Source organism: Mycolicibacterium komossense (assembly GCF_025822605.1).
GTDB lineage: Bacteria > Actinomycetota > Actinomycetes > Mycobacteriales > Mycobacteriaceae > Mycobacterium > Mycobacterium komossense.
Window position 1 is genome coordinate 242,858 of record NZ_JACKTY010000018.1, and the last position, 11,293, is coordinate 254,150.

The following is an 11,293-nucleotide window of genomic DNA, read 5'->3' on the forward strand; positions in this document are numbered from 1 at the left end:
CCGTACGGGTGAGAATGTTGCCGTGACACATGACCACCGAGTGACACCGCCGCGCGAATCAATCGGCTACACGCTCAAACGATTGATCCTCGGCAAGCCGCTGATCACCGACCAGCTCAAGTCCGAGCGGCTGTCGAATCCGGTTGCTCTCGGCGTGCTTTCGCCCGACGCGATCTCGTCGACTGCCTACGGCACCGAAGTGATCCTGATCGAGCTGCTGCCGTATGCGGCGCTGGCGGCGTTCACGCTCCTGCTGCCCATCACCGGCGTCATCCTAGTCATCCTGATCCTGGTCGCAGCGTCCTACCGCCAGGTGGTGATGACCTACACCAAGGCCGGCGGTTCCTACATCGTCGCCAGGGAGAACTTCGGTCCCCGGATCGCGCAGATCGCCGCGGCGGCACTACTGATCGACTACGTGGTGACCGTCGCCGTGCAGGCTGCGGCCGGCACCGTCGCGGTGATCTCCGCGGTGAAATCTCTTGGCCCCTACAGCCTGGAGATCACCATCGGCGTGGTGCTGCTGATGTGCTTTGCCAACCTGCGCGGCCTGCGCGAGGCCGGCCGGCCGTTCGCGATGCCGACGTATTTCTTCGTCGGGATGCTGTCGGTGATGATCGTGACCGGCGTTGTCCGCCATCTGTTCTGGGGGCTGCCGCAGTACGACGCGGCACATCTCGTCGGCGCGGTACCCGTCACCCACGGCGACGGCTTGGTGATGGGGGCGACCATCCTGGTGCTGTTGCGCGCGTTCGCCAACGGCGGCGCCTCGCTGACCGGCGTGGAGGCCATCTCGAACACCGTCGGCTCATTCCGGGACCCGCAGGGCGTCAACGCCCGCCGCGTCCTGACGGTGATGGCCTGCATTCTGGCGTTCCTGTTGGCCGGCGTCGCCTACCTGGCGTACGCCACCCACGCCACGCCATATGTGGCGGGGTACCCGTCGGTGCTCTCCGAGATCTCCCGGGCCGTGTTCGGCGACGGGGTAGCCGGCCACATCCTCTATGCCCTGGTTCAGATATCCACTGCAGCAATTCTTTTCACTGGCGCCAACACCAGTTTCAACGGCTTCCCGGCGCTGGCCAACTTCGTCTCCGAGGACCGGTTCCTGCCACGGCAGCTTTCCAAACGCGGGCACCGGCTGGTGTTCTCCAACGGCATCATCGTGCTCACCGTCCTGGCCGTGGTGTTACTCATCGGTACCGGTGGCTCCGTGAACGCGCTGGTCCCGTTCTATGCCATCGGGGTGTTCACGGGCTTCGCGATGGCGGGCTACGGCATGACGAAACATCATCTGACGCACAAGTCCGACGGCTGGCGGCACAAGCTCGCAATCAACCTTTCCGCGGGCATCATCTCGACGGTGGTGGTGCTGATCTTCGCGATCGCCAAGTTCACCGAGGGCGCCTGGCTGGTGGTGGTGATCTTCCCGCTGTTGGTCTTCGCGCTGATGCGGCTCAACCGCGAATACCGCGCCGAAGCGGCCATCCTCGAACGGTTCCGCACCGACCGCCCCGACAACTTCGGCGTCTACACCGGCCACTATGTCTACGTGCTGGTGAACTCGGTGGACCTGGCCGTGATCGAGGCCCTGCGCTACGGCCGCGGCCTGCGGGCCGACCAACTGACCGCCGTGCACTTCATGGTCGACGAGGATGTCGCCGATCGAATCCGCAAGCGTTGGGAGCACTACGGTTTGGTGACCCCGCTGCGAATTATCGACTGCCCTGACCGCCGGGTGGTCCGTGCCGCACACGATTTGGTATGCACGACGTCCGAGGAACATCCGGACGCCAACGTCACCCTGCTGTTGCCGAGGCGCAGCTACGCGCCGTTGTTGGGACGGCTGCTGCACGACCGGACAGCCGACCGGATCGCGCAGGCGGTGAGCCGGATGCCGCACGCCGCGGCGACGATCGTGCCCTTCGATGTGCAGTCTCAGATCCGCGAAGCGTTCCCCGACATGTTCGAAGAACGCGTGACCCGCGAACTGGAAAAAGTACAGGACAGGATGGCTCATTCCGATCAGGATCGGGTCGACGATTACGAGCATCCTGAGGCCCCGCCCACGGTGATCGCCATCGACGGACTGATCGGGGGGCAGCGGACCAGCATCGAGGGCCGGGTCAACGAAATCACGCAGAAGTCCAGGGACGGTAAACCACTGCTGCTCGTCACGATCGGCGACGACAGCGGTGAGGTGACCGTCTCGTTCAGCCGCGGCGGTGACGGCATCGCGACCGGTCAGGTGCTACGGCTGGTCGGGAAGGCGCGTCAGAACGGTAACCGGCCTGTCTTCATGACCGACCCGACGTACTCCATCATCGAGCAGCCCGCCGACAGTTGATCCGCCGCGCAGCCACCGCCGAGCCTCGGTGACCGCACGGGCGATCAGGACGCCGGCTGTTATGGCAGCGACGACGCCGACCACGGGGTGTCCGGCGAACAGCGGATACACCTGGAAGTGGACGAGATACGTGTACAGCGACGCCTCGGCGATCAGGCCGGCGAGGGCGGGTAACGGCTCGGGGCAGCGGACGGCGGGCAGCCAGAACAGGAGAATCAAGCCGCCCAGCACCAGAAGCTGGCGCGATCCCTCTTCGAAGTAGCCCGCGGTGCAGACCACCACGACTGCAGTGACGGCAAACCGCTGCCAGTTGTTCTGTGCCTTGGCCGCCGCCCACCCTGCCGCGAAGAACCAGAAGGCCAGGTAGGTGAACATCGCCTGCTCGCCGAGCCGTAGGCCGAGGACGTCGTAGCGCAGCGCCACCCCGGCGGCCAGGAAGACCGCCGCGAAGGTGAACGGCACCCGGCGTTCCAGACGGTCGATTGTCGGTACCGCGAGCAGCAGGGTCAGACCGATCAACACGTAGACCAGCACCTCGACAAACCACAGCCGGCCGGCGGTCATGCTGTCAAACGGCCCCAGGATCTTGTTGGCGAGCAACAGATTAGACAGGTGATAGTCATCTGTGATGAGCAGCGCGATCGCTACCCAGGCGATCGACGGGACCGCGATCGAGGCAATGGTGATCCGCAGGTGGCGCACCCGCTCGGCGCGCGGGACCGCCCGCAAGCAGAAGCGACCGAAGTTGTATCCGGCCAACCCCAGCAGAATATGCGCGCCACCCCACAGCTGGAAAGCCCCGGCATGCGATCCGACGATCAGGATGATCGCCACCGCGCGCAGGGCGACGCCGGTCTCCAGGCTGGCCGAGAACCAACGGCGGTTCCGGCCTGGCAGAGTGGCCAGCCGTTCCAGTTCCCTCACCGGCAGCTGCTGCCAGTCAGGCGGGAGGTAGCCCAGCATGCGCTCGAGCCGGATCGACATCGCGACATAGTTCAGTGATGTCCCGCCGAGCCGCAGAAACGTGCTGTCCGCGGTGATCTCGGCTTCGGACACGTGCAGCACCTCGACGAACAGCCGCCGGATGTCGTTACTGCCCGCGGCGGGTTCGGCGGCACGGCGGGCAGCTCCGCGAACCGCGGCGTAATCGGGCTTACCCGAAGGCAGCAACGGCAGTTCGGGCAGCGCCGCGACCCAGACGGCCGCCGACGGCAGCCCGGCTGCCCTGGCGGCAAGCCGGCGGATCTCTCCCGGGTCGTGTTCATCGGTGACAGCGAGGGCCAGACGATCCTCGTCGTCGCTGTCTACCGCTGCGCAGAACGCCGTCACGCCCTGCTCGCTGAGCACCGTCTCGATCCGCTGCAGATCGATCCGCAGTCCCCACATCTTGACGAAGCGGCCGCTGCGGCCGATCACCTGGTAGAGGCCGTCGGGATCGCGGCGCGCGATATCACCGGTGCGCAACTCGTCGACGGTCCTACCGAGGGCGAGGTCCGCCCGCTGCCCGGCGTACCCGAGCATCACGTTCGGCCCGCGGTAGACGAGTTCGCCCACGCCGGGGTCCGGCCAGTCGTCGAGGGGTTCGATCGCGAACGACCCGCCGGGCACCGGCCGACCGATCGAACTGGGCCTGGCGGCCGCGAGTTCGGCTGGCAGATAAGCCATCCGGGCGGTCGCTTCGGTGGCGCCGTACATCACGAACAGCTGCCAGCCGCGACGGGCACCGAGATCGGCGTAGCGGCGCACCCGCTGTGGGGCTAGCCGTCCCCCCGCTTGGGTGATGTAGCGCAGGTCGGGCAAGTCCATCTCTCCGAAGCCGACGCGGTCCAGCAGGTCGAATGTGTAGGGCACCCCGGCGAAGCTGGTTCCGCGGTGCCGCAGGAACAGCTCCCAGAACTCGTCGTCCACCACGGAGTGGTCGGTCAGGATGAGCCCGGCGCCACGGCGCAGGTGGCTGTGCACCACCGAGAGCCCATAGCAGTACGACATCGGCAATGTTGTTGCCGCCCGGTCATTTTCGTCGATACCGAGATACTTACCGATGGCGTCGGCATTGGAGATCAGGTTCTCGCGTGACAGCCGGACCAACTTCGGCGACCCGGTACTGCCCGAGGTGCTCATCAACAGCGACAGCTCGGGGTGCAGTGCATCCGCGCTCGGCTCGGCGAGGAATTCGACGCCGCCGTCACCGGTGATGACGGTGTCCGGGCGATACGTCGCGACGATATCTGCGGTGTCGCGGCCCGGCGGCACGGGCAGCACCACGTGTCGCCTCGCGAGCGCACCCAGATACGGCACCAGCGTGCCGAGCTCATTGCGGGTTTCCATCAGTATCAGCCGGCGCCGATTTCCCAGGATCGCAGCGGAATCGGCGACCCGGTGGGCCAGGTCCCGGTACGTCAGTTCTTCGGTGGCCGTGGCCACTGCCGGTCGGTCGCCGAAATCGGCCAGGTGCCGGACCAGTGCAGTCATGCCGGGAATACGACGGCGGGGCCGCGGATGTTCAACCGCACCGTGGCGTCGACGGTCGGCGGGTCGACGCTGGCCTGGCGCACGGTAATCGGCGGCTGATCGCCCTGCAGGTCGATGGTGAGCACCACGTCGGAGCCGAGGAATTCCGTCGCGATCACGGTGCCGACGCCGGTGCCCCGTTCCCTGTCGCTCACGGTGGTGGCGGTGAGCTGTTCGGGCCGCAGCAAGATCGTCGCCGCGCCGTGGATATCGGTCGACCGGATCTGCACCGCGCCGAGAGCGCAGTCGGCGCTGCCTACTCCGACCGTGGCGGGCAGAAACACGCAGTCACCCAGGAATTGGGCGGTGAACCGGTCCTCGGGTTCGGCGTATACCTGCTGCGGAGAACCGATCTGAGTGAAGCGGCCCCGCCGCATCACCGCGACCTGACCGGCGATCGACAAGGCCTCCTCCTGGTCGTGGGTGACCAGGAGGGTGGTGACACCGGCCTCTACGAGGGTGTGGGCGACGGCTTTGCGGGTCGCCGCCCGCAACCCGGTGTCCAGGGAGCTGAACGGCTCGTCGAGCAGCATCACCACCGGTTGGCGGGCCAGCGCCCGGGCCAGCGCGACACGCTGCTGCTGACCGCCGGACAACTCGTGCGGTCGACGTGTGGCATGGTCGGCGGTCAGCGACACCATCTCCAGCAGTTCGACCACCCTGGCCTTGATCCGGGCGCTTCGCCGCCCACCGCGCAGCCCGTAGGCGATGTTCTGGCCGACGCTCAGATGGGGGAACAACGCACCGTCCTGCGCAACGTAGCCGACGTCACGCCGATGTGGCGCAACGAAACCCGACGGTCCGGCGACCTCGCGTCCAGCGATGGTGACGGTGCCGCCGTCGGGCGTGTCGAAACCCGCGATCAGCCGCAGCAGGGTGGTCTTGCCGCAACCGGACGCGCCCACCACCGCCGTCAACGAGCCCGCGGACAAGGACAGCCGGATGCCGTCGAGCACGGTGTGCTCACCGAAGCTCTTGGTCAGCCCGTCGACCCCGACGATCTCGGCGGCACTCATCGCGTCACCAGCCGCGTCGACTGGCGCAGCAGCACCAGGGTGACCGGGATTGCGAGCACCACCATGACGAGCGCATAGGGCGCGGCGGCGGCATAGTCCAGCTCGCTGCTCAACGACCAGAAGCGCATGGACAGGGTCCGGGTGCCAGTCGGTGCGAGCAACAGGGTGGCGGTCAGTTCCGTTGCCACCGCGACGAACACCAGCGAAGCGCCGGCAGCCGCAGCGGGTGCCGTCAGCGGTAGGGTGACCCGGGCGAAGGTCCCGCCGGCAGACACACCGAGTGACCGCGACGCCTGCTCGACGCCGATCGGCACCTGCGCCAGGCCAGCCCGCACGTTGACCAGGGCGCGCGGCAGGAACATCAACACATAGGCACCGACGACCAGGGCCAGCGTCTGATACAACGGCCGCGCCAGGTGGATCGCGACGGAGACCAGTGCCAGGGCGGTCACGATTCCGGGCAGCGAACTGGTGACGTAGTTGGCGCCCTCCACCGAGCGCGCCAACACTCCGCTCGTGCGCACCGCCACCCAGGCGATCGGAAATGCCAGCGCGGTCGTGATGATCGCGGCAAATGCGGCCAGACCCGCGGTCTGAGCCAGCGCATCGGTCAGATCGCCGAGATCCCAGATGCCGGCACCACCGATCCACAGCCAGCGCACGATGGTCCACAGCGGCACACCCAGTGCCAGCACGGCCAAGCCGCCAAGTGCCAGCTCCGCCGGTAACGTGTTGGCGCCGAGTCGAAGTGGTGTCGACGAGCGCGCAACGCCCGAACCGATCCTGGCATAACGGGCGTTACCGCGCGCAGCCGCCTCGATCACGAGCAGCACCAGGCAGAACAGCACCAACACAGCGGCCAGCATGCTGCCCGCGGCGCCGTCGAAGGTAGCCTGGAACTGCTGGAAGATCGCCGTGGTGAACGTGTCAAACCGCAGCAGCGCGAACGCGCCGTATTCGGCAAGCAGATGGATACCGATCAGCAGACCGCCACCCAGAACCGCCAATCGCAACTGCGGCAACACCACCCGGACGAACACGGCGGCCGAGTCCGAACCCAGGGCGCGGGCCGTCTCCTCGACCGCCGGGTCGAGCCGACGCAGCGTCGCCAGCACCGGCAGGTAGATCAACGGGAAGTACGACAACGTCGAGACCAGCACGCCGGCCCCCAGCCCGTGCATGGTTGGCACCACACTGGTCCAGGCGTAGCTGTTCACGAACGCCGGAACAGCCAGTGGCGCAACGAAAATCGGGCGCCACCAGGCTCGCCCCGGTAGGTCGGTACGCTCCACCAGCCACGCCGCCCCCACTCCGATCAGTGCACAGAGCGGCACCGTGATGACCACCAGAGAGACGGTATTGACGAGCAGTTCTCCGACGCGTGGGCGGACCAGCAGGGCATAGGCCTGGGCCGGTCCGATGCTCACCACGGCCCAGGCCACATAGCCGAGCGGCACGAACGTGGCGGCGACCAGGACACCGACGGTCGCGGAGACCACCGGGCCGGGCCGGGTGCCGACGGCGCGCCGCGACATCGCGGGAACAGCCACCTACAGCAGCCCTGCCTTCGTCATCAGATCGGACACCTTCTTGGCATCGAGGTCCGACGGGTTGACCGCGGGCGCCTGCAGCTGATCGAGCGGCTCCAGAGCGGAGTTCGCCGGCACCCCGCTGGCGACCGGATACTCGAACGAGGTGCCGTTTTCGAGCACCTCCTGCCCCGCCTTGCCGGTGACGAACTTCAGGAACTGCTGGGCCTGGTCCTGCTTCTTGCTCGACTTCAACACGCCGCCACCGGAAATGCTGACGAAGGCGCCCGGATCTTCGTTGCGGAAGTAGTGCAGCGCGGTGTTGCCGCTGATCTCTTTGGTCTTGGCCTGGTCGCGGAACCAGTAGTAGTGGTAGATCACGCCACCGTCGACCTGGCCCTCGTCGACCGCCTTCAGTGTGGCTATATTGTCCTGGAACAACACGGCATTCGTCTTCATCCCGGCCAGCCACTGGGAGGTGGCGGCTTCACCCCTGAGGTCAAGCAGGGCCGCGACGATGGCCTGGAAATCAGCCTTTTGCGGTGGTGCGCCCCAACGTCCCTGCCAGACCGGGCTCTGCAGATCCAACAGTGATTTCGGTAGCTGGTCGACCGGCAGCTTGGCCTTGTTGTAGACGAACACGGTGGTGCGGGCCGCCACACCGGTCCATTTGTTGGACGCCGGGCGGTACTGCGGAGGGACCGCGGCGATGGTGTCGGCACCGACCTCGGTGAACAACCCGGCCTGTTCGACGGCGGCCATCGCCGGGGAGTTCTCGGTGAGGAACACATCCGCCGGGGACCCGTCGCCCTCGGCGATGATCTGGTTGCCGAGCTCGGTGTCACCACCCTGGCGGTAGGTGACCTTGATGCCCGTTTCCTTGGTGAACTCGTCGATCCACTCCTTGGTCAGTGATTCGTGCTGTGCGTTGTAGATCAACAGCTCGTCGCCGCCACCGGAGTTCGAACAGCCCGACATCCCCAGCAGCAATGTCAGCGCGCCGACCGCCGCGATCAACCTCCGTGGTAGCCCCATCGTCGCCCTCTCTGAATTTAGGATTGCCTAACTACCGTACCTGTGACTTTTCTGCGGGTGGAACCCCCGCCTGAGAGGATGTTGCGGTGAGCGATCTCGAAGCCGAGCAGCCCCATCCGAGTTCCCGACCGGCGACCCCCGCACATCGCCTGCGCCGGATGACCGGCCGCGATCCACACGAGGAACACCGGGTCGCCACCCCGCTGGAGCTGCTGTTCGACCTGACCTTCGTCATCGGCTTCGGGGTGGCCGCATCGGAACTAGCGCACGCGCTCGCCGAAGACCACATTCTCGCCGGGCTGGCCGGTTTCGCATTCGCCACCTTCGCGGTGGTCTGGGCCTGGATCAACTTCACGTGGTTCGCCTCGGCGTATGACACCGACGACTGGGTGTACCGGCTCACCACCATGCTGCAGATGGTCGGCGTCGTCATCCTGGCGCTGGGCATCGCGCCGATGTTCCGGTCCATCGAAGAGGGCGAACACGTCGACAACCGCGTGTTGGTCGCCGGCTACATCGTGATGCGAATTGCCATGGTGTTTCAGTGGTTACGGGCCGCCAGACAGGATCCCGCGCGACGTCAGGCGTGCCTGACCTACGCCGCGGCCATCACGATCGCCCAGCTCGGCTGGGTCGGGGTGATCATCGCGCACACATCGCTGGCGGTGACCTTCCTGCTCGTCGCGGTGATGACGGTCGTGGAGATGTCCGGGCCGATCATCGCCGAGCGCCGCTTCGGTCTCACGCCCTGGCACGCGCACCACATCGCCGAGCGGTACAGCCTGCTGGTCATCATCGCGCTGGGTGAAGGAGTGGTGGGCACGGTGGCCTCTCTGACGGCGGTGCTCGACAAGCAGGGCTGGACGCTCGACGCGGCGCTGGTGGCCGTCGCCGGGATCGGCCTCACCTTCGGTATGTGGTGGGTGTACTTCGTGGTGCCATCGGCGCAGCTGCTGCACGTGCACCGCGAGCGGTCCTTCCGCTGGGGTTACGGCCACATCCCATTGTTCGGCGCCGTCGTCGCCACGGGTGCGGGACTACACGCTGCCGCCTATTTCATCGAGAACCAGTCCAAGCTGGACTCCGTCACCACTGTGTTGGCCGTGGCGGTGCCGGTCGGGGTGTACATCCTGGGCATCTTCGGGCTCTATCTCGTTCTGGTGCGGTCCTTCGATGCATTCCACCTGCTGCTGATCGCCGGATCGCTCGCCGTCCTTGGTGTGGCCGTCGCCCTGGCTGGTGCCGGCGTGACGATGGCGGTGTGTCTGGTGGTGGTGATGTTGGCACCGGTGGTGACGGTCGTCGGCTTCGAGATGATCGGTCATCGACACGCCGACGAAGCCGTCTCCCGCGCTCTGTCCTCCTCTCCCGAAGAACTGTGACCTCGGGTTCGGCCTGGTACTGCTAGCAACCGATTGCGCTGGGAGAACAGCTCTCCCGTCGGGTTATCGGTGTGCGTCAACACGCCCGGGCATGGTCACAACGCGGTGACGAATCGGCTTCCGTCGTGACTCCCAATCGTTAGGCAACCGCGATACCAGCACGGGGTTTTCCGGGGGCGTCACCCGCGAATCCCATGCTTCACTTACGTCACATCAGTAACACAGGCTTGTAATTACGAATATGGAGGAGCGACAGTCGTGAGGCTCGCAGAGAAAGTACGCGTGAAGTTGCGCGGTACGGCAAAGGCATCCCTGCGCCGGCTGACGGTCGCCGCGGTTGCGGCTGCCGCGCTGCCCGGCCTGATCGGGATCGCCGGGGGCGCGGCAACAGCCGGGGCTTTCTCCCGACCCGGTCTGCCCGTCGAATACCTGAACATCCCGTCGCCCTCGATGGGCCGCGAGATCCGCATCCAGTTCCAGGGCGGCGGCCCGCACGCGGTCTACCTGCTCGACGGACTCCGCGCCCAGGATGACTACAACGGCTGGGATATCAACACCCCGGCGTTCGAGTGGCTGTACAACACCGGCCTGTCGACGATCATGCCGGTCGGCGGCCAGTCCAGCTTCTACGCGGACTGGTACCAGCCCTCGCAGGGCAACGGCCAGAACTACACCTACAAGTGGGAGACGTTCCTGACCCAGGAGCTGCCCGCCTGGCTGGAAGCCAACCGCGGCGTGTCGCGGACCGGCAACGCCACGGTCGGTCTGTCGATGGCCGGTTCGGCATCGCTGACCCAGGCCATCTGGCATCCCGACCAGTTCACCTACGCCGCATCGCTTTCCGGCTTCCTCAACCCCTCCGAAGGTTGGTGGCCCACGCTGATCGGCATGGCCATGAATGACGCCGGCGGCTTCAACGCCACCAGCATGTGGGGCCCGTCGAGCGACCCGGCCTGGAAGCGCAACGACCCGATGGTCAACATCAACCGCCTCGTCGCCAACAACACCCGCATCTGGATCTACTGCGGCACCGGCACCCCGTCGGACCTCGACACCTCCGGTGGCGGTGGCAATCTGATGGCCGCGCAGTTCCTGGAGGGCTTCACCCTGCGGACCAACGTCACCTTCCGCGACAACTACATTGCCGCCGGTGGCACCAACGGCGTGTTCAACTTCCCGCCGAACGGCACGCACAGCTGGGGCTACTGGGGACAGCAGCTGCAGCTGATGGTCCCTGACATGCAGCGTGTGCTCAACGGCGGGCCGCCTGCCGCCTGATTCGTTCGACCTGCACCACAGCAGCAGCCCCCGCCACGGCGGGGGCTGTTCTGTGTGCGGATGGTGTGCGCAGCTTTCGGATCGGTTTCAGGCAAGCACGTTCCTGTCGGTGGTTCGAACTAATGTTCGATGCATGAGTTCGGCCCTGGCCTTCGATCGCGACGCGGCGTTTACCGCGGTGTCGCGGCTGGAGGG

7 protein-coding genes are annotated in these 11,293 nt (G+C 66.4%); 3 read left to right on the forward strand and 4 right to left on the reverse strand.

Going from position 1 to position 11,293, the window contains the following annotated elements; translation table 11 throughout:
* Positions 1-22 precede the first annotated feature (22 nt).
* On the forward strand, positions 23-2,347 hold the full coding sequence (locus H7J73_RS07425) for an amino acid permease (protein WP_264066654.1): 2,325 nt from the start codon (positions 23-25) through the stop codon (positions 2,345-2,347).
* Here the strand turns inward: H7J73_RS07425 and H7J73_RS07430 are convergent.
* From H7J73_RS07430 to H7J73_RS07445, 4 genes are read right to left on the reverse strand one after another with little or no spacing between them, the layout of a single operon-like run.
* On the reverse strand, positions 2,252-4,819 hold the full coding sequence (locus H7J73_RS07430; RefSeq protein ID WP_264066655.1) for an AMP-binding protein: 2,568 nt from the start codon (positions 4,817-4,819) through the stop codon (positions 2,252-2,254). The genes H7J73_RS07425 and H7J73_RS07430 overlap by 96 nt on opposite strands.
* Positions 4,816-5,874 (reverse strand): ABC transporter ATP-binding protein, encoded by a 1,059-nt coding sequence (locus tag H7J73_RS07435; protein WP_264066656.1) that lies wholly within the window; start codon positions 5,872-5,874, stop codon positions 4,816-4,818. Before H7J73_RS07435 ends, H7J73_RS07430 begins: the two co-directional genes overlap by 4 nt.
* Positions 5,871-7,409, reverse strand: coding sequence for an ABC transporter permease (locus H7J73_RS07440; protein ID WP_264066688.1), 1,539 nt, complete (start codon positions 7,407-7,409; stop codon positions 5,871-5,873). Before H7J73_RS07440 ends, H7J73_RS07435 begins: the two co-directional genes overlap by 4 nt.
* A gap of 15 nt (positions 7,410-7,424) precedes the next feature.
* Positions 7,425-8,438: an iron ABC transporter substrate-binding protein gene (locus H7J73_RS07445; RefSeq protein ID WP_264066657.1), complete on the reverse strand. Its 1,014-nt coding sequence runs from the start codon at positions 8,436-8,438 to the stop codon at positions 7,425-7,427.
* A gap of 158 nt (positions 8,439-8,596) precedes the next feature.
* On the opposite strand from H7J73_RS07445, the gene H7J73_RS07450 reads away from it, so the two are divergent.
* Positions 8,597-9,820, forward strand: coding sequence for a low temperature requirement protein A (locus tag H7J73_RS07450; RefSeq protein ID WP_264066689.1), 1,224 nt, complete (start codon positions 8,597-8,599; stop codon positions 9,818-9,820).
* A gap of 258 nt (positions 9,821-10,078) precedes the next feature.
* Complete coding sequence (locus H7J73_RS07455) at positions 10,079-11,098, forward strand: esterase family protein (RefSeq protein ID WP_264066658.1); 1,020 nt, start codon at positions 10,079-10,081, stop codon at positions 11,096-11,098.
* Positions 11,099-11,293: the final 195 nt, after the last annotated feature.

Excerpts from the sequence above, each read along its gene's own strand:
- H7J73_RS07435 (WP_264066656.1), bottom strand. The coding sequence starts at position 5,874 with ATGAGTGCCGCCGAGATCGTCGGGGTCGACGGGCTGACCAAGAGCTTC.
- H7J73_RS07445 (WP_264066657.1), bottom strand. The coding sequence starts at position 8,438 with ATGGGGCTACCACGGAGGTTGATCGCGGCGGTCGGCGCGCTGACATTG.
- H7J73_RS07450 (WP_264066689.1), top strand. The coding sequence starts at position 8,597 with ATGACCGGCCGCGATCCACACGAGGAACACCGGGTCGCCACCCCGCTG.
- H7J73_RS07430 (WP_264066655.1), bottom strand. The coding sequence starts at position 4,819 with ATGACTGCACTGGTCCGGCACCTGGCCGATTTCGGCGACCGACCGGCA.
- H7J73_RS07440 (WP_264066688.1), bottom strand. The coding sequence starts at position 7,409 with ATGTCGCGGCGCGCCGTCGGCACCCGGCCCGGCCCGGTGGTCTCCGCG.